The sequence below is a fragment of the Pseudomonas sp. NBRC 111132 genome, from assembly GCF_001320565.1.
Lineage (GTDB): Bacteria > Pseudomonadota > Gammaproteobacteria > Pseudomonadales > Pseudomonadaceae > Aquipseudomonas > Aquipseudomonas putida_P.
This window is the reverse complement of the sequence record NZ_BCBI01000024.1, coordinates 24,633-45,647: the sequence shown is the minus strand read 5'-3', so window position 1 is coordinate 45,647 and position 21,015 is coordinate 24,633. Positions and strand designations below refer to the sequence as shown.

Below are 21,015 nucleotides of genomic sequence, written 5' to 3'. Positions count from 1 at the left end.
CGACCGGGGGCGTTTTCATTCAGCCTGAGCTAACTCAGTTCTTGGCTTTCTTGGCAGCGCGGGTACGCTCGCCTTCGTCCAGGATCTTTTTGCGCAGTCGGATCGACTTCGGCGTCACTTCGCACAGCTCGTCGTCCTGGATGAATTCCAGGGCCTGCTCGAGGGTGTGGCGAACTGGCGGTACCAGGGCGATGACTTCGTCTTTGCCCGAAGCACGCATGTTGTCGAGCTTCTTGCCTTTAGTCGGGTTCACGCCCAGGTCGTTGTCACGGCTGTTCAGGCCGATGATCTGACCGTTGTAGATCTCCTGGCCGTGTTCAACGAACAGCTTGCCACGCGCCTGCAGGGTTTCCAGCGAGTAGGTCAGCGCCTTGCCGGTCTCGACCGAAACCAGTACGCCGTTGAGGCGGCCGGACATCTGGCCCGACTTCATGGTGTCGTAGCGATCGAAGATCGAGGTCAGGATGCCTGCACCGTTGGTCAGGGTCAGGAACTGGTTACGGAAACCGATCAGACCACGGGCTGGAATGTTGTACTCCAGGCGAACACGGCCTTTGCCATCCGGAACCATGTTGGTCAGGTCGCCTTTACGCAGACCCATCTCTTCCATCACCTTGCCCTGGGATTCTTCAGGGATGTCGATGGCGACGTTCTCGAACGGCTCCTGCTTGACGCCGTCGACTTCGCGAATGATCACTTCAGGACGGCCCACGGCCATCTCGAAGCCTTCACGACGCATGGTTTCGATCAGTACCGACAGGTGCAGCTCACCACGGCCCGAAACCTTGAACTTGTCTGGGGAATCGGTTTCCTGAACGCGCAGAGCAACGTTGTACAGCAGCTCCTTGTCCAGACGGTCCTTGATGTTACGGCTGGTGACGAACTTGCCTTCTTTACCGCAGAACGGCGAGTCGTTGACCTGGAAGGTCATCGAAACGGTTGGCTCGTCAACGGTCAGCGGCTTCATCGCTTCTACCGCGTCCGGGGCGCACAGGGTGTCGGAGATGAACAGCTCGTCGAAACCGCTGATGCAGACGATGTCGCCAGCCTGGGCTTCTTCGACGTCGATGCGGTGCAGGCCATGGTGACCCATCAGCTTCAGGATACGGCCGTTACGCTTCTTGCCGTTGGTGTCGATGGCGACAACCGGGGTGTTCGGCTTGACGCGACCACGGGCGATACGGCCAACACCGATAACGCCGAGGAAGCTGTTGTAGTCCAGTGCCGAGATTTGCATCTGGAACGGGCCGTCACGGTCAACGGAAGGAGCCGGTACGTTGTCGATGATCGACTGGTACAGGGCGGTCATGTCTTCGCCCATTTCGGTGTGGTCCAGACCGGCAATGCCGTTCAGGGCCGAGGCGTAGACCACTTTGAAGTCCAGCTGCTCGTCGGTAGCGCCGAGGTTGTCGAACAGGTCGAAGATCTGGTCCAGAACCCAGTCAGGACGTGCGCCCGGACGGTCAACCTTGTTGATCACGACGATTGGCTTCAGGCCGGCTTCGAAGGCCTTCTTGGTCACGAAGCGGGTTTGCGGCATTGGGCCGTCCTGGGCGTCGACCAGCAGCAGCACGGAGTCGACCATCGACATTACACGCTCAACCTCGCCACCGAAGTCGGCGTGGCCGGGGGTGTCGACGATGTTGATGTGGTAGCCGTTCCAGTTGATGGCGGTGTTTTTCGCCAGAATGGTAATACCGCGCTCTTTTTCCTGGTCGTTGGAGTCCATGACGCGCTCGTCGTTGAGCTCGTTACGCTCCAGAGTGCCGGATTGACGCAGGAGTTTGTCGACCAGGGTGGTTTTACCATGGTCAACGTGGGCGATGATGGCGATGTTACGCAGATTTTCGATCACAAGTGTATCTCGATCAGAGGATTCGGTTGCCGCCCAGTGTAGGCGGCCAATATGTACTGTTTAAGGCTCAGCGGGCCCGGCGGTCGGGAGGGCGATGGCGGATACTGCCGCCATACAGCCCCGGCGTCTTATGTCGGACGATAAACACGCACATTGGCATGTCCCTCACTGAGCAGGTGGTGTGCGTGCAAACGGCTCATCACACCCTTGTCGCAATACAGCAAGTACTGGCGCGTGGGGTCCAGGTGCTTGAACTTGCTGTTGATGGCATAAAACGGCATGGCCTGGACTTCGATACCGTCCAGCACCAGAGGTTCGTCTTCCTGGGCATCAGGGTGACGAATGTCGATGACGATCTGCCCCGACAGAGCCTCGGTCACTTCTTCGATTTCGACGTCCTTGCCCAGCTCGTCGATCACATGGTCGATGGAGATGAGCTTGGCGCGTTCCAGGGCGCGCTCCAGCACCGCCATGTCGAACTGCTTCTCTTCATGCTCCATGCGGTGACGCTTGGCATGGGTGGTCGGGTTCACCGAAATCACGCCGCAGTATTCTGGCATGTGCTTGGCGAAGTCGGCGGTGCCGATTTCGTTGGCCTGGTCGATGATGTCCTGCTTGTGGCTCGCCAGCAGCGGGCGCAGCACCAGCTTGTCGGTGGCCGAGTCGATGATCGACAGGTTCGGCAAGGTCTGGCTGGATACCTGGGAGATCGCCTCGCCGGTCACCAGCGCGTCGATTTCCAGGCGGTCGGCCATGTGCGCGGCACCGCGCAGCATCATGCGCTTGAGGGTCACACCCATGTAGCTGTTGTCGACCTTGTTGAGGATCTCGCCAACCACCTCTTCGAACGGCACGCTGATGAACAGCACGCGCTGGCTGCTGCCGTACTTTTTCCACAGGTAGTGGGCCACTTCCATCACGCCCAGCTCGTGGGCACGGCCGCCGAGGTTGAAGAAGCAGAAGTGGGTCATCAGGCCACGGCGCATCATCTGGTAAGCCGCCACGGTGGAGTCGAAGCCACCGGACATCAGCACCAGGGTCTGCTCCAGGGCGCCCAGCGGGTAACCGCCGATGCCCTGGTGCTGGTTGTGGATGACGTACAGGCGCTGGTCGCGGATTTCGATGCGCACCAGCACTTCGGGCTTCTTCAGCTCGATGCCGGCGGCGCCACACTGCTGGCGCAGCTGGCTGCCGACGTAACGGTCGACGTCCATCGAGGTGAAGTCATGGTGGCCACCGCGCTTGCAGCGCACGGCGAAGTGCTTGCCGGCCAGCAGGTGACCGAAGTGGTGCTTGCACTTGGCGACGATGTCGTCGAAGTCACCCAGCGGGTATTCCTCTACCTGCAGGAAGTGGGTGATACCCGGCGTGCAGGTGAGGCGCTCGATCATCTCGCGCTGGACTTTTTCGTCCTCGATGCGGGTGACCACTTCGAGATTGTCCCAGACACCATCGACCGCGAGCTCAGGATCGAGGTCCTTGAGCACGTTGCGGATGTTCTTGGCGAGCTGGCGGATGAAACGCTTGCGCACCGGCCGGCTCTTGATGGTGATTTCTGGGAAGACTTTGACGATAAGTTTCATTGGTTAACAGCGCGCGCAGGGCCTGCCGAAAATGAGGGGCGCGAATTATATCGGAAATTGCTCAGGATTTGACCAACTTTTGATCAGAAGCTTTGAGATAAATGCATGAGGCGGGTTTTGTGCCGCCTGTTCCGGCCTTTTCGCGTGCAAACCCGCGGAAAGCCCTCAAAGAAAGCACAAAGCCCAGATCGCGCACTGTATTGGTGCGCTGACACCAAAACTCGCATCTAAAGGGTGCATTTTTACCCGCCACCCCTACGCCAAATGCCCACAAACGCCCCCTTTTATCCCGCCTTCGCCATTTTCGGGCACTGGCATGCAATTTGCTCCCTTGTGAGGCAGGTAAGCTTGGCCGACTATCCGCGCCCGGCAACACCCTTTTTCCAGGGCAGCGGCCCACCGCGCTCTAGACCATCCGGAGGACAACATGTCGAAGTCGGTTCAACTCATCAAAGATCATGACGTCAAGTGGATTGATCTGCGTTTCACGGACACCAAAGGCATTCAGCACCACGTGACCATGCCGTCGCGTGATGCGCTGGACGAAGACTTCTTCGAAGTCGGCAAGATGTTCGACGGTTCCTCCATCGCTGGCTGGAAAGGCATCGAAGCCTCCGACATGATCCTGATGCCGGTCGACGACACTGCCGTCCTGGACCCGTTCACCGAAGAGCCAACCCTGATCATCACCTGCGACATCGTCGACCCGTCGAGCATGCAGGGCTACGATCGCGACCCACGCGCCATCGCCAAGCGTGCCGAAGAGTACCTGAAGAGCACCGGCATCGGTGACACCGTCTTCGCCGGCCCAGAGCCTGAGTTCTTCATCTTCGACGAAGTGAAGTTCAAGTCGGACATTTCCGGCTCGATGTTCAAGATCTTCTCCGAGCAAGGCTCGTGGATGACCGACGCTGACGTGGAAGGCGGCAACAAAGGCCACCGTCCAGGCGTGAAAGGCGGCTACTTCCCGGTTCCGCCGTTCGACCACGACCACGAAATCCGTACTGCCATGTGCAACGCACTGGAAGAAATGGGCCAGACCGTTGAAGTTCACCACCACGAAGTGGCGACTGCCGGCCAGAACGAAATCGGCGTCAAGTTCAACACCCTGGTGAAAAAGGCTGACGAAGTACAGGCGCTGAAATACGTCGTGCACAACGTTGCCGACGCCTACGGCCGTACCGCCACCTTCATGCCTAAGCCTCTGTACGGCGACAACGGCTCGGGCATGCACGTACACATGTCGATCTGGAAAGACGGCAAGAACACCTTCTCGGGTGAAGGCTATGCCGGCCTGTCCGACACCGCCCTGTACTTCATCGGCGGTATCATCAAGCACGGTAAGGCCCTGAACGGCTTCACCAACCCGTCGACCAACTCCTACAAGCGTCTGGTCCCAGGCTTCGAAGCCCCGGTAATGCTGGCCTACTCGGCTCGTAACCGTTCCGCCTCGATCCGTATTCCTTACGTCGGCAGCCCGAAAGCCCGCCGTATCGAAGCCCGCTTCCCGGACCCATCGGCCAACCCGTACCTGGCCTTCGCGGCCCTGCTGATGGCTGGCCTGGATGGCATCCAGAACAAGATCCACCCAGGCGACGCGGCCGACAAGAACCTGTACGACCTGCCACCAGAAGAAGCCAAGAACATCCCGCAAGTGTGCGGCAGCCTGAAAGAGGCTCTGGAAGAGCTGGACAAAGGCCGCGCGTTCCTGACCAAGGGCGGCGTGTTCTCCGACGACTTCATCGATGCCTTCATCGAGCTGAAGAGCGAAGAAGAAATCAAGGTCCGCACCTTCGTACACCCGCTGGAATACGAGCTGTACTACAGCTGCTGATCTGATCGGCGCCTCGTGCCGGTGACGTGATCATAACGGCCTCCCTCGGGAGGCCGTTTTCGTTTCTGCACGCCCTGCAGAAGCACCGCCACCCCGCCATCACGCTATGCTCTATCTTGGTGCACAAATTGACACCGTGCCCTCATTTGCTCCCCAATCTGGGTCAAGTTAAACGTTTCATCCAGACTTTCTGGTCCGAAGTTGCGCAGATCCAGGCCTTTATCGGCAAATTCCGCTTCTTTTCGGAGCTTTGGTTTGTTTCTTGCATTTTCTTGCCGAGAGTCTCGCACCAGCGGAACCACCCCGCGTCCGGCCCAGGCCAAAGCAGTGCCGGGCAAGCGCCAAAAGAGGTCAACGACGCCTTATGACCATCAGCGATGCACAGCACCGTCTGCTTCTGGACAACCTGACTACCGCCACGTTGCTGCTCAACGCCGAGCTGCGCCTGGAGTACATGAACCCGGCAGCGGAAATGCTGCTGGCCGTCAGTGGCCAGCGTAGCCATGGGCAGTTCATCAGCGAGCTGTTCACCGAATCGACCGAGGCACTCAGCTCGCTGCGCCAGGCGGTCGAGCAGGCGCACCCATTCACCAAGCGTGAAGCACAGCTCACTTCGCTGACCGGGCAGACCATCACTGTCGACTACGCGGTAACGCCAATCCTGCATCAGGGCCAGACCCTGCTGTTGCTCGAGGTGCACCCACGCGACCGGCTGCTGCGCATCACCAAGGAAGAGGCTCAGCTGAGCAAGCAGGAAACCACCAAGATGCTGGTGCGCGGCCTGGCCCATGAAATCAAGAACCCCCTTGGCGGCATCCGTGGCGCGGCCCAGTTGCTGGCCCGCGAACTGCCCGAGGAAGGCCTGCGCGACTACACCAACGTGATCATCGAAGAGGCCGACCGCCTGCGTAACCTGGTCGACCGCATGCTCGGCTCGAACAAGCTGCCATCGCTGGCCATGACCAACATTCACGAAGTGCTCGAGCGGGTCTGCAGCCTGGTCGACGCCGAAAGCCAGGGCTGCATCACTTTGGTGCGCGATTACGACCCTAGCCTGCCGGACGTATTGATCGACCGCGAGCAGATGATCCAGGCCGTACTCAATATCGTACGCAATGCCATGCAGGCGATCAGCTCGCAGAATGAGCTGCGGCTGGGCCGCATTACCTTGCGCAGTCGCGCCTTGCGCCAGTTCACCATCGGCCACGTGCGCCACCGCCTGGTGGCGCGGGTCGAGATCATCGACAACGGCCCGGGCATCCCGCCGGAACTGCAGGACACTCTCTTCTATCCCATGGTCAGTGGCCGCCCGGACGGCACTGGGCTGGGCCTGGCCATTACCCAGAACATCATCAGCCAGCACCAGGGCCTGATCGAGTGTGAAAGCCACGCAGGCCACACCGCCTTCTCGATCTACCTGCCCCTGGAACAAGGAGCCACCGCCTCATGAGCCGAAGTGAAACCGTATGGATCGTCGACGATGATCGCTCCATCCGCTGGGTCCTGGAAAAAGCCCTGCAACAAGAAGGCATGACCACCCAGAGCTTCGACAGCGCAGACGGTGTGATGGGGCGCCTGGCGCGCCAGCAACCGGACGTGATCATCTCCGACATTCGCATGCCTGGCGCCAGCGGCCTCGACTTGCTGGCACAGATCCGCGAACAGCACCCGCGCCTGCCGGTGATCATCATGACCGCCCATTCCGACTTGGACAGCGCGGTGGCCTCGTACCAGGGGGGGGCCTTCGAGTACCTGCCCAAGCCATTCGACGTCGACGAAGCGGTCTCGCTGGTCAAGCGCGCCAACCAGCACGCTCAGGAACAGCAGGGCCTGGATGTGCCACAGAACCTGGCGCGTACCCCGGAAATCATCGGTGAAGCCCCGGCGATGCAGGAGGTGTTCCGCGCCATCGGCCGCCTCAGCCACTCCAACATCACCGTGCTGATCAACGGCGAGTCCGGCACCGGCAAAGAGCTGGTGGCCCACGCCCTGCACCGGCACAGCCCGCGCGCGGCGTCGCCGTTCATTGCCCTGAACATGGCCGCCATCCCCAAGGACTTGATGGAATCGGAGCTGTTCGGCCATGAAAAGGGGGCCTTCACCGGCGCTGCCAACCTGCGCCGGGGCCGTTTCGAGCAGGCCGATGGCGGTACGCTGTTCCTCGACGAAATCGGTGACATGCCTGCCGACACCCAGACCCGCCTGCTGCGCGTGCTGGCCGATGGCGAGTTCTATCGTGTGGGCGGCCATGTACCGGTCAAGGTCGACGTGCGCATCATCGCCGCCACCCACCAGAACCTGGAGTCACTGGTGCAAGCCGGCAAGTTCCGTGAGGACTTGTTCCACCGCCTGAACGTGATCCGTATCCATATCCCGCGCCTGGCCGACCGCCGCGAAGACATCCCCGCACTCGCCCGCCACTTCCTTGCCCGGGCCGCTCAGGAGCTGGCGGTCGAGCCGAAGGTCCTCAAGCCTGAGACCGAAGAGTTCATCCGCAACCTGCCCTGGCCGGGCAACGTGCGGCAGATGGAAAACACTTGCCGCTGGATCACCGTGATGGCTTCCAGCCGCGAAGTGCTGATCGGCGACCTGCCGCCCGAGCTTCTGAACCTGCCACAGGACGCCGCACCGGTGACCAACTGGGAGCAGGCCCTGCGCCAGTGGGCCGACCAGGCGTTGGCGCGCGGGCAGACCAACCTGCTGGACAGCGCGGTGCCGAGTTTTGAACGGATCATGATCGAGACGGCGCTCAAGCACACCGCCGGTCGGCGCCGGGATGCGGCGCTGTTGCTGGGTTGGGGGCGTAACACCCTGACGCGCAAGATCAAGGAGCTGGGGATGAATGTGGCGGGTGGGGATGATGAGGAAGGTGAAGACCACTGAGTTCTGAGTAAACCCTCAAGATCCCGGGGGCCGCTTTGCGGCCCTTTCGCGACACAAGGCCGCTCCCACAGGGATAGCGCCGCCTCTGAACGGAGCGGCGTCCTGTGGGAGCGGCCTTGTGTCGCGATAGGCCTGCGAAGCAGGCCCGGCTTTTTCAGCCCCGATGCACCGATCCTGTGCCCGATGCACCTCGCGAAGGCACAAATCCCCTCAAAACCCGGCCAATTCCCCCTCAAAGCCCAACATTCACGGGCTTTGCAAAACTGGCACGCCCCCTGCAATAGCTAATACATACCCAGTTTCGGGGGCCCTGGTACAGGCAGGCCGGGTGAACCCCTCTTTTATTCGCAGCATCGCCCGTTTTGGGGACCTCGGTACAGGCAGGCCGGGAAATCCCCCCTTTATACGCAGCACCCCTTTTGGGGACCCTGGTACAGGCAGGCCGGGAAATCCCCTCTTTTATTCGTGCAATTTCACCTGCACACGCCAGCGCCCGTCGTCCTCTGCACCGCTCCACTCGCCGTGCAGGGGGCGCGCGGCCACCACCGTCAGCAACAACCCTTCCTGGCTGTTCTGTACCCGCCAGCTCACCGGCTTGCCCTGCAGGCTCAGTTGCCCCTGCTGGGCCTTGCCCTGGGCCTGGAACAGCAATGCCACTGTACCTTCCACGTTCTCGCCGTGCAGCTTGGGCTCTTCGTTGAACCACAGCTGCAGGCCGTCCTGCACCACTTGCACCTGCTGCAGCTCACGCTCGTCGGGCGTAGTCAGGCGACCGATCATCAGCCCCACCATCAAGCCGACGATCGCCAACGACAGCATCACCCGCGGGAAGGCCTTCGAACGCACGTCCGGTTCAGGGGTAGAATGCCCGTCATCTTCACGCTTGGAGCCGTGCATGTTTCACGTCATCCTTTTTCAACCAGAAATTCCGCCGAATACCGGCAACATCATTCGCCTGTGCGCCAACAGCGGCTGCCACCTGCACCTGATCGAACCCATCAGTTTCGAACTGGATGACAAGCGCCTGCGCCGCGCGGGGCTGGACTACCACGAGTATGCCACGCTCAGGCGCCACGAGAGCCTGGCCGGATGCCTGGAAAGCCTGGGCAACCCACGGCTGTTCGCCTTCACCACCAAGGGCTCGCACCCCTTCCACGAAGTGGCTTACCAACCGGGCGATGCGTTCCTGTTCGGGCCAGAGAGCCGCGGGTTGCCGGCCGAGGTGTTGGACAGCCTGCCGGCCGAACAACGCCTGCGCCTGCCGATGCGGCCGGGGTGCCGTAGCTTGAACCTGTCCAATACCGTGGCGGTGACGGTGTACGAGGCATGGCGGCAGAACGGGTTCGCTGGTAGCTGATCGCCCTTGCAGGCAACAAAAAAGCGCCCCTAGAGGCGCTTTTTCGATACCGGCAGAATTACTGCACGGTCGGCACTTCGCCCGCTTCCTGCATGCGCTGCATTTCTTGCGCGTACAGGGCATCGAAGTTGACAGGCGACAGCATCAGCGCCGGGAACGAACCGCGGGTCACCAGGCTGTCCAGGGTTTCACGGGCGTAAGGGAACAGGATGTTCGGGCAGAACGCGCCCAGGGTGTGGCTCATCGAAGGCGCATCGAGGTTGGCGATCAGGAAGATACCGGCCTGCTGCACTTCAGCGATGAAGGCCACTTCGTCACCGTTCTTGACGGTTACCGACAGGGTCAGCACCACCTCGTGGAAGTCGCCTTCCAGGGCTTTCTGCTTGGTGTTCAGGTCCAGCGCAACGCTCGGCTCCCAAGTCTGGCGGAAGATCTGCGGGCTTTTCGGGGCTTCGAACGACAGGTCACGCACATAGATGCGTTGCAGGGAGAACTGAGGGCTGTTGTCTTCTGCAGCAGCGCCGTTGGTCTGTTGGTCAGTCATGGCAGATCCTTATCCTAATGTTTTTGAATGCAGTGCAAATCAGGCCGCCAGCAGCGCGTCGAGCTTGCCGGCGCGCTCCAGGGCATAGAGGTCATCGCATCCACCGACATGGGTGCTGCCGATCCAGATCTGCGGCACCGACGTACGGCCGGCCTTCTGGCTCATCTCGGCGCGAACTTGCGGCTTGCCGTCCACCTTGATTTCCTCGAAGGCCACGCCCTTGCTCTCGAGCAGGTACTTGGCGCGCATGCAGTAGGGGCAGTAGTCGCTGGAATAGACGATGACGGGCTTCATATCACTTCACCAGGGGCAGGTTATCGGCTTTCCAGCTGGAAACGCCACCGCTCAGTTTGGCGGCGGTGTAGCCAGCCTTGAGCAGTTCGCGGCAGTGGGTGCCGGACTGCTGGCCCATTGCGTCGACGACGATCAGGGTCTTTTCTTTGTGCTTCTCCAGCTCGCTCATGCGGGCGGCCAGTTTGTCCTGCGGAATGTTGATCGCACCGACGATGTGACCGGCCGAATATTCCTTGGCCGGGCGAATGTCGACCACCAGGCCCTTCTCGGCATTGACCAGGGCCGTCAGCTGGCCATTGCTCAGGCTCTGGCCGCCGCGACGGATTTCGTTGATCAGCAGCAGGACCAGCAGAATGAGGAAGATCGCAACCAGGATGTAGTGATCTGTCGCGAATTGAATCAGGTGAGCAACCATCAGCGGTGTTCCAGGCGATTGAAAATGCCGGCCAGTATACACAGCCCCCCAGTGCCACCAAAGCCCGACGGGCCGGCCGGAAAGGTACCTTCATGTTGCCGCATTGGCCGCGCTGGTCAGGGAACAGGACGAATATTCGCCGCAGGTGGCGTATTTGCCCTAAAATGCGTGTCTTTATCATCTTTGAACAACCGTGAGTTTGATTGATGACGAGTACGCCCAAACCCCTGGTCCTGATCATCCTGGATGGCTTCGGCCACAGCGAAGTCCCCGAACACAACGCCATCTTTGCCGCCAATACGCCGGTCTATGATCGCCTGCGCGCTACCTTGCCGCATGGCCTCATTTCCGGCTCGGGCATGGATGTCGGCCTGCCGGACGGGCAGATGGGCAACTCCGAAGTCGGTCACATGAACCTGGGGGCCGGCCGCGTCGTCTACCAGGACTTCACCCGCGTCACCAAAGCCATCCGCGATGGCGAGTTCTTCAAAAACCCGGTGCTCACCGGTGCCGTGGACAAGGCAGCCAGTGCCGGCAAGGCCGTGCACATCCTCGGCCTGCTGTCCGATGGTGGCGTACACAGCCACCAGGACCACCTGGTGGCCATGGCCGAACTGGCTGCGCAGCGCGGAGCGGAAAAGATCTACCTGCACGCTTTCCTCGATGGCCGCGACACCCCGCCACGCAGCGCACAGTCGTCGATCGAACTGCTCGACGCCACCTTCGCCAAACTGGGCAAGGGCCGCATCGCCAGCCTGATCGGCCGCTACTACGCCATGGACCGCGATAACCGCTGGGACCGCGTCAGCGCCGCCTACAACCTGATCGTCGACAGCGCAGCCGAATACACGGCCGACACCGCCCAGGCCGGCCTGGAAGCGGCCTACGCCCGTGACGAAAGCGACGAGTTCGTCAAAGCCACGCGCATCGGCGAAGCGGTCAAGGTTGAGGACGGCGACGCCGTGGTCTTCATGAACTTCCGCGCCGACCGTGCTCGCGAGCTGTCCCGTGCGTTTGTCGAGCCGGACTTCACTGAGTTCGCCCGCGCGCGCCTGCCGAAAATGGCGGCCTACATCGGCCTGACCCAGTACTCGGCAAAAATCCCGGCACCGGCAGCCTTTGCGCCCTCCAGCCTGAACAACGTGCTGGGCGAGTACCTGGCAAAAAACGGCAAGACCCAACTGCGCATCGCCGAAACCGAGAAGTACGCCCACGTCACCTTCTTCTTCTCCGGCGGCCGCGAAGAGCCGTTCGAGGGCGAAGAGCGCATTCTGATCCCGTCGCCGAAGGTCGCCACCTATGACCTGCAGCCGGAAATGAACGCACCGCAAGTGACCGATCGCATCGTCGAAGCCATCGAGCAGCAGCGCTTCGACGTGATCGTGGTCAACTACGCCAACGGCGACATGGTCGGCCATACCGGCGTGTTCGAAGCTGCGGTCAAGGCCGTCGAAGCACTCGATACCTGCGTCGGCCGCATCGTCGATGCACTGGAGAAAGTCGGCGGCGAAGCCCTGATCACCGCCGACCACGGCAACGTCGAGCAGATGGAAGACGAATGCACCGGCCAGGCGCACACCGCGCACACCACCGAGCCGGTACCGTTCATCTATGTGGGTAAGCGCAACCTGAAAGTGCGCGACGGTGGCGTACTGGCCGACGTGGCGCCGACCATGCTGCAACTGCTGGGGCTGGAAAAGCCGGTGGAAATGACCGGTACTTCGATTCTGGTCGACGCCTGATCCCAGGCGCTGGGGCTGCCATGCAGCCCCAATGGCACATGAATTCCGGACAAACGCCCCTCTGCACCCGCAGCGAGGCGTTTTTTTTGCCGGCCCAGGCGGGCATACTAGGCCAGTCTCCATCCTTGGTACGCCAAACCCCATGCTTCGCGCCCTGATTCTCCTAGCCCTGTCTTGCCTGCTCTGCCCGGCTTTTGCCGATGAGCGTGCGCAGACCCAGCAGCAACTGGACGCCACCCGCCAGGACATTGCCGAGCTCAAGAAGACGCTGGGCAAGCTCCAGGAAGAAAAGGCCGGTGTGCAAAAGGACCTCAAAGCCACCGAGACCGACATCGGCAACCTCGAAAAGCAGGTGGAGGCCCTGCAGCAAGAACTAAAAAAGACTGAAGGCGAGCTGGAGCGCCTTGATACCGAGAAAAAAAAACTCCAGAGCGCCCGCGTTGAACAACAGCGGCTGATCGCCATTCAGGCCCGTTCGGCCTACCAGAACAACGGTCGCGAGGAATACCTCAAACTGCTGCTCAACCAGCAGAACCCCGAGAAGTTCGCCCGCACCCTCACGTATTACGACTACCTGAGCAAGGCGCGCCTGGAGCAATTGCGCACCTTCAACGAGACCTTGCGCCAACTGGCCAACGTCGAGCAGGACATTGCCAGCCAGCAACAACAGCTGCTGGCCCAACGCGCTGACCTCGACAGCCGTCGCCAGGCCCTCGAAACCGAGCGCAGCAAGCGCCAGCAGGTACTGGCCAAGCTCAACAGCGATGTCAAGGACCGCGACCAGAAGCTGCAATCGCGCGAACAGGACCAGGCCGACCTGGCCAAGGTGCTTAAGACCATCGAGGAAACCCTCGCTCGCCAGGCCCGCGAAGCCGAAGAAGCACGCAAGAAGGCCCTGTTGGCGCAGCAAGAAGCGGAAAAGCGCCGCCAGCAGGAAGCGCTGGCCGCCGCCGCCGCACGCGACCGAGCCCGTGAGCCTGCAGAGCCTGTGGAGCCGCCGAAAAAAGCCCGCACCACCCTCGGCCCGCTGGTTTCCAGCGATGGCGCGAACTACGGCGGCGCTTTTTCTGCCGCGCGGGGCAAACTTCCATGGCCAGTCAATGGTCGACTGCTGGCACGCTTCGGTGATGCCCGTGGCAGCGATGCCCGTGCCAAGTGGGACGGGGTGATGATCAGCGCCAACCCAGGCACCCAGGTACGTGCGGTGCACGGCGGGCGCGTGGTATTCGCCGACTGGTTGCGCGGCGCCGGGCTTCTGGTCATTCTCGACCATGGCAACGGTTACCTGAGCCTGTACGGCCACAACCAGAGCCTGCTCAAGAGCGCCGGTGATATCGTCAAGGCTGGTGAAGCCATTTCCACCGTTGGCGACAGCGGTGGCCAGGACGCGGCAGGCTTGTACTTCGCCATTCGCCAGCAGGGTCGGCCTACCGACCCCTCGCAGTGGTGTCGGGGCTAGTCAAATTTCTACGGCGTAGCCTGAGTGCTGCGCCGATGCTCCCCAGGGAGCGCTTACAGGATCAGGAGTTCGTTCGACATGCTGCACTCGCCTCGTCTCACCCAGCTGGCCCTGTCCATCGCCCTGGCGGTCGGCGCGCCCCTGGCCACTGCCGCCGAGCCGGCCAAGGCTGCCGCAGTGCCCGCCACCGAGGTGACCGCCAAGGCACCACTGCCGTTGGAAGAACTGCGCACCTTCGCCGAGGTCATGGACCGTATCAAGGCCGCCTACGTCGAACCAGTAGACGACAAGACCCTGCTGGAAAACGCCATCAAGGGCATGCTCAGCAACCTGGACCCGCACTCGGCCTACCTTGGCCCCGAGGACTTCCAGGAGCTGCAGGAGAGCACCAGCGGCGAATTCGGCGGGCTGGGCATCGAAGTGGGCCAGGAAGATGGCTTCATCAAGGTGGTGTCGCCGATCGACGACACCCCGGCCTCACGTGCCGGCGTGCAGGCGGGTGACCTGATCGTCAAGATCAACGGTGCCCCGACACGCGGCCAGACCATGACCGAAGCGGTCGACAAGATGCGCGGCAAGGTCGGCGAAAAAATCACCCTGACCCTGGTGCGCGATGGCGGCAACCCGTTTGATGTGACCCTGGCCCGCGCGGTCATCCAGGTCAAGAGCGTGAAGAGCCAACTGCTGGAGAACGACTACGGTTACATCCGTATCACCCAGTTCCAGGTCAAGACCGGCGACGAAGTGGGCAAAGCCCTGGCCAAGCTGCGCAAGGACAACGGCAAGAAGCTGCGCGGGGTAGTGCTGGACCTGCGTAACAACCCAGGTGGCGTGCTGCAGTCGGCCGTGGAAGTGGCCGACCACTTCCTGACCAAGGGCCTGATCGTCTACACCAAGGGCCGTATCGCCAACTCCGAGCTGCGCTTCTCGGCCGACCCGGCCGACGCCAGCGAAGGCGTACCCCTGGTGGTGCTGATCAACGGTGGCAGTGCCTCGGCGTCGGAAATTGTCGCCGGCGCACTGCAGGACCAGAAGCGCGCCGTGCTGATGGGGACCGACAGCTTCGGCAAAGGCTCGGTGCAGACTGTGCTGCCGCTGGCCAACGACCGTGCCCTGAAACTCACCACCGCCTTGTACTACACCCCCAACGGCCGCTCGATCCAGGCCCAGGGCATCGTACCGGACATCGAGGTGCGCCCGGCCAAGCTCACCGCCGAAGTCGACACCGAAAACTTCAAGGAAGCCGACCTGCAGGGCCACTTGGGCAACGGCAACGGCGGCGCCGACCGCCCGACGGGCAGCAGCAAACGCAAGGAACGTCCGCAGGACGATGACTTCCAACTGAGCCAGGCGCTGAGCCTGCTCAAAGGGCTGAACATCACCTCGGGCAAATGATTCACGCGATGCGTTACCTGCTGTGTCTGTTGTTGTGCCTGTTGGCCGGAGTCGCGCAAGCGGCGCCGGCCGCCAAGGCCTACCTGAGCATCATCATCGACGACCTGGGCCAGAGCAGCGAGCGCGACAACCGCACCCTCGCCCTCCCCGGCCCAGTCACGATGGCGATCATGCCCGACACCCCCCACGCCAGCGATTTCGCCCGCCAGGCCCACAAGGCCGGCAAGACGGTGATCCTGCACATGCCCATGGACCCGGCCACCGGGCCCTACGCCTGGCACCCCGGCGCGCCATTGCCGGAACTTGCCAGCCGCTTGCAAGCCGCCCTGGCCAAAGTCCCCTACGCAGCGGGCATCAACAACCACATGGGCAGCCGCATGACGGCACAACGTGAACCCATGGCCTGGCTGATGGGCGAACTGCAGCAACGCCACCTGTTCTTCGTCGACAGCCGCACCAGCGCCGCCACCGTGGCGGCGGCCGAGGCCCAACGCATTGGCCTGGCGCACGTGTCGCGGGATGTATTCCTGGACGACGTGCGCACCCCGGAGGCCATCGCCGCCCAGTTGCAACAAGGCGTCGCGCTCGCCCGCAAGCAGGGCTCGGCTGTGCTGATCGGGCATCCCTACCCGCAGACGCTGCAAGTGCTGGAAAGCGCGATGCCTGGTCTCAAACACCAAGGCATCGAGCTGATCCCACTGCGCCAGATGATCGCCGAACGCAGTAACAAGGCGATGCCGGCACATGGCCGACAGGGCGTGTATCAGAACCGCTGAAGGCCGGTAGCACAAGCACTTGCCTGCAGTAAGTGCGCACCAGCTCTTCACTCGAAGGGAATCAGGCCCTCGACATCCGCCCAGCGCAGATTACCGCGATAAATGGCCAGCAGTTCACCGGCGCTGGCAGCAGCGCGCAGCTGTGCCTCCCGCCCCAGCGTGCGCTGCGCCCACAGTTTGAGATGTCCCTTGCTGAACTGCCGCACAGGCGTGTCGGCGGCCGGGTAGTGGAAGTGTGCTTCCCATAACCCCGCACCCTTGGCCTTGCCGGGCGCGGGCACGCGTCGAATCTCGAACACATCGAGAAAATCACCGGCGCCCAGTGGCTTGCGGGTCACGGTCCGAGTGATCCGGACCTGCTCCTGCTCCACCAGAAACCGGAGGCTGTTGGCCGAAGGATGGCTGGTCGAGGTGTAAGTGGAAATCAGGTAATCCCGCTGCACCGATTCCAGGCGCTCGATGTCGTCGGCCAGGCGACTGCCAAACTCGCTTTCGATGCCAGCCCGCTTCAGCAGCTTCCCAGCCTCCTCCAGCTGGCTCACATGATGGTCGATGATGGTACGGATACCAAACGGGTCTTCTGCCTTGGCATACTTGCGCACAAGACGAATCACACCATCGACCTGCTTCAGCGCGGCCCTGGCCTTACCCCTGGCGAGCCCTGCGTTGACGGCTGCTTCGGTGCCTTGCTCCTCCGCCACCGCAGGACGTTGCTCAACGAACCTATCGCCCTCCTGGCGGAACGTGCGCAGCACCTGACCCGTGACATCATGCTGCTGAACAACCCGCTCGCCAGAAACCTCGACTTCCTCGCCCACTACACTGCGCCCGTCATAGGTACGCGCTATGCGCAAGGTGCCAGGGCGCTGGGCATACAGACGCGTCTTGGGCTGCGCCGGAGTCGATAGCTCAAGCTCGCGCACCACCTGCGCAAGCAGCTGTTCGGCCTGGCTGGTCAGCCTGTGCAGCACGTCCTTGTATTGCGCGACCTTGGCCTCTACCAACAGCTCGGGAGATGTTTCGGCCAGATAATCCAAGCGTGCCCGGGTGCTCTGGTAGGTATCCAAGGTACTGCTCAGTACCTGCTGTTGAGTGGTCAATGGCAGGCCGTCGGCGGTGATCAACTCTTCATGGGCGGCGCCTGCACTCTTGAGCTCGTCACCAGCCAGATAATCCAGCGCCTGAATCAATTCCCGCTCGTCCACCGGGGCCTCACGCGTCAGGCTCAGTTCACCAAGGTCCAGCAAGCTCCGCAGGCGCAAGCCGATACCGCTGAGCTTGCGGCTATCCTGCAGAAACTTCAGGACGGCACGCTTCTCCACCCTCGTATCGAGCACCGCGTCCCATAGCACGAGACCGTCGCTCTGCAAGCTCTCAATCAGCACATCCAGCACCTCGGACACTTCGATCAGATCCAGCTGCCAGCTCAGCACCTTTTCCAACTTCGCCCTGGCAAACCGATAGTGATTGAGCTCTTCGGCACTCTCCGGCTTGGCGGCCATGCCATTGAGCACATCAGGCAGATCCGCCTCGTTCACCTGCATCACGGCTTCGTTGTAGAACCCCACGCCGTAATCGATCAACTCATGACGTATGATGCCCCGCTGACGGGGCAGCACAGCGAACAACGCCTGAGACGCAAAGCGCTGCTCACTCATTGAAGTCATCACGTCATCCAACCTTATGGTGCAGTCCACCATCTTCTTGAGGTCATCCAGGGAAAGCGCCTTCGCAATGGCAACTTCCCCCTGGACGCTGGCAATCCGCTCATCGAACTTCGCTGCCAGGCTCGAATCGGTGATCGACTGGGCATGCTGGCGCAGCCGATCGAGCTCTGCTTCCTTGGCCTTGACCTTGTCCTTGCTCGCCTCGAAGAAATTGCCCAGGGTGTTGCGCTCTGCAAGCAACTCGTTCTGGCGCTGGTTCAACTGCTCGAAATCGCTCTTGTTCTTCCTTTGCGCCAGCTCCAGGCGACTCTTCGGCCCGCCCCCCACCAGTCTCAGCGCGGTATCGATGCGCCAGTTTCCCTGGCCCCGGACAAGCCAGGGCCCATGCGCATCCTGCGGCCCAACGATGCGTGCAGCGCTTCCCTGCAATTCGACCTGGTAGGTATCACCGGCAAGGATGACGTATTGACGGCCCTGCACCTGATAGACCCCCAAGGCATCCGGCGACACCCCCGTCAGTTCCACGGCCGAAGCCAGACGGCGAAGCGATGTGCGCTGCTGGGAGGTCAGTACATTGACCCCCTGTGCACCTCGCCAGGAGAAATCCAGCACCTGACTGGTACGATTGGCCAGCTGAGACGCCTCGCCTTGTACGGGCATTACCGCCAGCGCGCTGTCCGTGCTGGCCATGGCAAGCCGTGGCAGTGGTTTTGTCATGCGCGTCGGCCCGACAGGGTCGACCGATGGCAAGCGTACATGCACCAACGCCATGCCCAGATTCAGCAGCGCATCCACCACCGCCGCGCTGCGCTCGAATGCGCTGCCCTCGGAGAATGCCTGCGCATCGCGCATAGCCCCCAGCACCGACTGCGCCAGCCAGGCGACCGTGGCAATCGGCCCGCGCAGCAACAGTGTGGCCACATCGAACAACAGCCAGGCGCCCTGCTGTAACAGGGCCCAACGGCTTTGGCGAGTAGAGACCGATTGCCGGCCGGCCAACTCGACCAGCAAGCGGCGATTGCCGTCGTACATCAGCCGGTCGACTTCCGCTACCCAGGGCAGTTGGATTAAGGTCGGTGGATCTGCCCGGCCCGGCAACAGCGAAGTATCGATGATCGGCGCCCCCAGGTGTGGCTCGAAGAATCCACCATGGTCGTATACCGCGCGAGCCTGGGGATCGAGCCATTGCAGGACACTTTCGCGCAGCGCCTTATTGTCGCGAACCGCCTCCATCAGCGCCTCAAAGCCCGAAAACTCGGTCAAGCCCCGCTGGCCGTACAGCGGCCGATAAAGTACCAACGAAAACGGCTCGACCGAGTGCAGCACGAACATGCCCATGACCAGATCCGGAGCCGGATGATCCACCGCACGCTGAAACGCCAGCGGCATGAGCGTGGTTCGGGGGCGCTGGGCATCCAACCGTCCGGCACAGTAGTCGACGATAGCTTGCAGACCTACCTCACTCAGCGTGCCGCCCAGCTTGGCGCTGAGGGCACTGAACAGCAGGGAGCAGCGCCATTCGCGGGCAAAGCGGGTGACCCGCTCTGGCTGCAGGGCGGGGTCGAGCTGTTCGGATACATAGGCGGGATAGCGACCGCCGATATCGACACGCTCGACCAGTGATCGTAGATAGTCGCCGGTCAACCAGGGGGCGATCAGTTGCTCGTCACGATGCTCGATCTTCGTGATCACCGCATCGCCCAGCACGCTCAGGTTGCCGATGGCAAATTCGGTCAGCGTGATGCTGCGGGATTCGATGACGCCATCTCCAGGCCCCACACCCGCCCCTCCGGGCACGCCCCGCGCTGTGGTCAGGGTCAGCAGCAAATCGGCGGCGTAGTAGTTCGCTTCATCGGGTTGATCCCGCAGCATCTGCTGCCTGAGCTGCGCATCAGTGTAGCTGTGCAGGTCCTCGACACCCTCGAGGGCAGAGCTGCCTAGCGACTCGGCCTGCGCCAAAGCCAGCTCGAACAGCCCGCGCTGGAACGCGAATTTATCCTGCGCCTGTGCGCGGTAGAGCCCCAAAGGGGTCGAAACGTCGGCCTCGTCCGCTGCGTGATAACCCGCGATGAACCACTGCGCGGGGTCGCTGGCGCTCGAATAGAAATGCTCAAGCGACGCCACATCATTGAACGTCGAAACCTGCCAGCGATCCACCTGGCCCAGCATGCGCTCAAGCAACAGGGTGCACTGCACGGAAAACACGTCGCCGGTGCATTCATGGCGGCGCCAAGTCAACGAGGTAAAACGCTGGGTCTCGGCCAACTCATCGCGCAATGCGGTGGCGAAGGCATCGTAGCCGGAAAACCCTTTGACCACCCCACTGGGGGCACACCACAGTACCTGCTCGCTTTCGTCCCACTCACCGCGCACAAGCAGTTGCGTCTGCAAAAGGTCGACGCTTTCAGCGCCATCATTCAGTTGCACCTCGACGCTGAACACCGAAGGTAGCTGCGCCCCACCCTTGAGCAGCCCCAATACGCAGTCACGTTGCTGGGCATCGAGGTCTTGCAGGGGCAGGCTTTGCAGCAGGGTCGACTTGATGACCTGCGCAAGCCAGCGATCCCGGCTAACGCCATGGAAGCCGACGGCCGCCCAATAGGCGACCTGGGCCTGGCGAAACCGCTCTGGCAGTGTCGACACCAGTCGGTTCAGCTCAGCCAGTACGCCGTCCGCAGCTACCGAGGTAAATTCCAACGGCTCGCCGGCGGTATTACGCATGACGTACGGCAGTGCAACCCGGACAGAGAAAGTTCCACCTGCCAGCCCCATCGCCTCCAACGTGCAGCCCTGGCGCAGGGCATCGAGCAAGGCATCGACCAGTGGCCGCGAAAACCAGGAATCATAAGGGCGGTACTGGCCAGTGACAGCCCCGTCGTAGGGGATATCCAGGATGACAGGGCCTGCATCCGGTAACTTGGCAGCGGCAATGCTACCTAGATGCGCAGCCAGCACTTGCAAGGCCTGCTGCGAGGCCAGCTGGCGCAGGGTCGGGCGATCAGCGAACGCCAGCGACACCGCGCGCTGGTAGTCCGGTGTGGTTCTGGTTTCGATTGGCATGCGAGGTCACCCTGGGTGATGAATGAATCACCCAGGGTGCGTTTTCGCGAAAGGCGGGAGGCACTAATTAATGCTGCACAAGTCATTCACCCGGCTCAACGATCACCTGCAAGAAACAAAAGAGGCCCGATTCCTTCGAACCGGGCCTCTG

The 21,015-nt window shown here is 61.9% G+C and carries 15 protein-coding genes; 8 read left to right on the top strand and 7 right to left on the bottom strand.

Annotation, left to right across the window (positions count from 1 at the left end):
- Positions 1 to 34 precede the first annotated feature (34 nt).
- Positions 35 to 1,855 carry a translational GTPase TypA gene (gene typA, locus APH35_RS13690; RefSeq protein WP_060514975.1) on the bottom strand — a complete coding sequence of 607 codons (1,821 nt, stop codon included), beginning with the start codon at positions 1,853 to 1,855 and terminating at the stop codon, positions 35 to 37.
- Between the two features lie 128 nt (positions 1,856 to 1,983).
- The gene (thiI, locus tag APH35_RS13685) at positions 1,984 to 3,438 is read right to left on the bottom strand and encodes a tRNA uracil 4-sulfurtransferase ThiI (protein WP_012274601.1); all 1,455 of its coding nucleotides are present in this window, start codon (positions 3,436 to 3,438) and stop codon (positions 1,984 to 1,986) included.
- 427 nt (positions 3,439 to 3,865) lie between these two features.
- On the opposite strand from thiI, the gene glnA reads away from it, so the two are divergent.
- The 3 genes from glnA (at position 3,866) to ntrC (ending at position 8,155) form a co-directional block, all read left to right on the top strand.
- Positions 3,866 to 5,272, top strand: coding sequence for a type I glutamate--ammonia ligase (gene glnA, locus APH35_RS13680; RefSeq protein ID WP_012274602.1), 1,407 nt, complete (start codon positions 3,866 to 3,868; stop codon positions 5,270 to 5,272).
- 364 nt (positions 5,273 to 5,636) lie between these two features.
- Positions 5,637 to 6,722: a nitrogen regulation protein NR(II) gene (gene glnL / locus APH35_RS13670; RefSeq protein WP_003249215.1), complete on the top strand. Its 1,086-nt coding sequence runs from the start codon at positions 5,637 to 5,639 to the stop codon at positions 6,720 to 6,722.
- Positions 6,719 to 8,155, top strand: coding sequence for a nitrogen regulation protein NR(I) (ntrC, locus tag APH35_RS13665; RefSeq protein ID WP_012274604.1), 1,437 nt, complete (start codon positions 6,719 to 6,721; stop codon positions 8,153 to 8,155). The genes glnL and ntrC overlap by 4 nt, the downstream gene beginning before the upstream one ends.
- Before the next feature lie 459 nt (positions 8,156 to 8,614).
- On the opposite strand, the gene APH35_RS13660 is transcribed toward ntrC, so the two are convergent.
- Positions 8,615 to 9,052 carry a hypothetical protein gene (locus tag APH35_RS13660; protein WP_041166611.1) on the bottom strand — a complete coding sequence of 146 codons (438 nt, stop codon included), beginning with the start codon at positions 9,050 to 9,052 and terminating at the stop codon, positions 8,615 to 8,617.
- Here APH35_RS13660 and trmL point away from each other — a divergent pair.
- Positions 9,051 to 9,512 (top strand): tRNA (uridine(34)/cytosine(34)/5-carboxymethylaminomethyluridine(34)-2'-O)-methyltransferase TrmL, encoded by a 462-nt coding sequence (trmL, locus tag APH35_RS13655; protein ID WP_060514974.1) that lies wholly within the window; start codon positions 9,051 to 9,053, stop codon positions 9,510 to 9,512. The two genes, APH35_RS13660 and trmL, sit on opposite strands and share 2 nt — an antisense overlap.
- Positions 9,513 to 9,570: 58 nt before the next feature.
- Here the strand turns inward: trmL and secB are convergent, their stop codons facing one another.
- Genes secB through APH35_RS13640 form a run of 3 tightly spaced genes read right to left on the bottom strand, consistent with a single transcriptional unit; the run spans position 9,571 to position 10,765 of the window.
- Positions 9,571 to 10,056, bottom strand: a complete 486-nt coding sequence (secB, locus tag APH35_RS13650; protein ID WP_012274607.1) for a protein-export chaperone SecB — start codon at positions 10,054 to 10,056, stop codon at positions 9,571 to 9,573.
- Between the two features lie 39 nt (positions 10,057 to 10,095).
- Positions 10,096 to 10,350, bottom strand: a complete 255-nt coding sequence (gene grxC / locus APH35_RS13645) for a glutaredoxin 3 (protein WP_003249204.1) — start codon at positions 10,348 to 10,350, stop codon at positions 10,096 to 10,098.
- Between the two features lies 1 nt (position 10,351).
- A complete protein-coding gene (locus tag APH35_RS13640; RefSeq protein WP_012274609.1) occupies positions 10,352 to 10,765 on the bottom strand; it encodes a rhodanese-like domain-containing protein in 414 nt (137 codons plus the stop codon).
- Between the two features lie 206 nt (positions 10,766 to 10,971).
- On the opposite strand from APH35_RS13640, the gene gpmI reads away from it, so the two are divergent.
- From gpmI to APH35_RS13620, 4 genes are all read left to right on the top strand, one after another.
- Entirely contained in the window at positions 10,972 to 12,507 is a 1,536-nt protein-coding gene (gpmI, locus tag APH35_RS13635; RefSeq protein ID WP_012274610.1) for a 2,3-bisphosphoglycerate-independent phosphoglycerate mutase, read from the top strand.
- A gap of 142 nt (positions 12,508 to 12,649) precedes the next feature.
- A complete protein-coding gene (locus APH35_RS13630) occupies positions 12,650 to 13,966 on the top strand; it encodes a murein hydrolase activator EnvC family protein (protein ID WP_060514973.1) in 1,317 nt (438 codons plus the stop codon).
- A 78-nt stretch (positions 13,967 to 14,044) separates the two neighbouring features.
- Positions 14,045 to 15,361: a S41 family peptidase gene (locus APH35_RS13625; protein ID WP_012274612.1), complete on the top strand. Its 1,317-nt coding sequence runs from the start codon at positions 14,045 to 14,047 to the stop codon at positions 15,359 to 15,361.
- A gap of 8 nt (positions 15,362 to 15,369) precedes the next feature.
- Positions 15,370 to 16,137 (top strand): divergent polysaccharide deacetylase family protein, encoded by a 768-nt coding sequence (locus APH35_RS13620; protein ID WP_060514972.1) that lies wholly within the window; start codon positions 15,370 to 15,372, stop codon positions 16,135 to 16,137.
- Positions 16,138 to 16,184: 47 nt separating this feature from the next.
- Here the strand turns inward: APH35_RS13620 and APH35_RS13615 are convergent, their stop codons facing one another.
- On the bottom strand, positions 16,185 to 20,864 hold the full coding sequence (locus tag APH35_RS13615) for a dermonecrotic toxin domain-containing protein (protein ID WP_060514971.1): 4,680 nt from the start codon (positions 20,862 to 20,864) through the stop codon (positions 16,185 to 16,187).
- Between the last annotated feature and the right edge of the window lie 151 nt (positions 20,865 to 21,015).

Bases quoted from the DNA above. Each gene is read 5' to 3' on its own strand.
- glnL (WP_003249215.1), top strand. From the start codon at position 5,637: ATGACCATCAGCGATGCACAGCACCGTCTGCTTCTGGACAACCTGACT.
- APH35_RS13660 (WP_041166611.1), bottom strand. From the start codon at position 9,052: ATGCACGGCTCCAAGCGTGAAGATGACGGGCATTCTACCCCTGAACCG.
- APH35_RS13615 (WP_060514971.1), bottom strand. From the start codon at position 20,864: ATGCCAATCGAAACCAGAACCACACCGGACTACCAGCGCGCGGTGTCG.
- APH35_RS13630 (WP_060514973.1), top strand. From the start codon at position 12,650: ATGCTTCGCGCCCTGATTCTCCTAGCCCTGTCTTGCCTGCTCTGCCCG.
- APH35_RS13620 (WP_060514972.1), top strand. From the start codon at position 15,370: ATGCGTTACCTGCTGTGTCTGTTGTTGTGCCTGTTGGCCGGAGTCGCG.
- APH35_RS13640 (WP_012274609.1), bottom strand. From the start codon at position 10,765: ATGGTTGCTCACCTGATTCAATTCGCGACAGATCACTACATCCTGGTT.
- secB (WP_012274607.1), bottom strand. From the start codon at position 10,056: ATGACTGACCAACAGACCAACGGCGCTGCTGCAGAAGACAACAGCCCT.
- thiI (WP_012274601.1), bottom strand. From the start codon at position 3,438: ATGAAACTTATCGTCAAAGTCTTCCCAGAAATCACCATCAAGAGCCGG.
- glnA (WP_012274602.1), top strand. From the start codon at position 3,866: ATGTCGAAGTCGGTTCAACTCATCAAAGATCATGACGTCAAGTGGATT.
- trmL (WP_060514974.1), top strand. From the start codon at position 9,051: ATGTTTCACGTCATCCTTTTTCAACCAGAAATTCCGCCGAATACCGGC.
- ntrC (WP_012274604.1), top strand. From the start codon at position 6,719: ATGAGCCGAAGTGAAACCGTATGGATCGTCGACGATGATCGCTCCATC.
- APH35_RS13625 (WP_012274612.1), top strand. From the start codon at position 14,045: ATGCTGCACTCGCCTCGTCTCACCCAGCTGGCCCTGTCCATCGCCCTG.
- grxC (WP_003249204.1), bottom strand. From the start codon at position 10,350: ATGAAGCCCGTCATCGTCTATTCCAGCGACTACTGCCCCTACTGCATG.
- gpmI (WP_012274610.1), top strand. From the start codon at position 10,972: ATGACGAGTACGCCCAAACCCCTGGTCCTGATCATCCTGGATGGCTTC.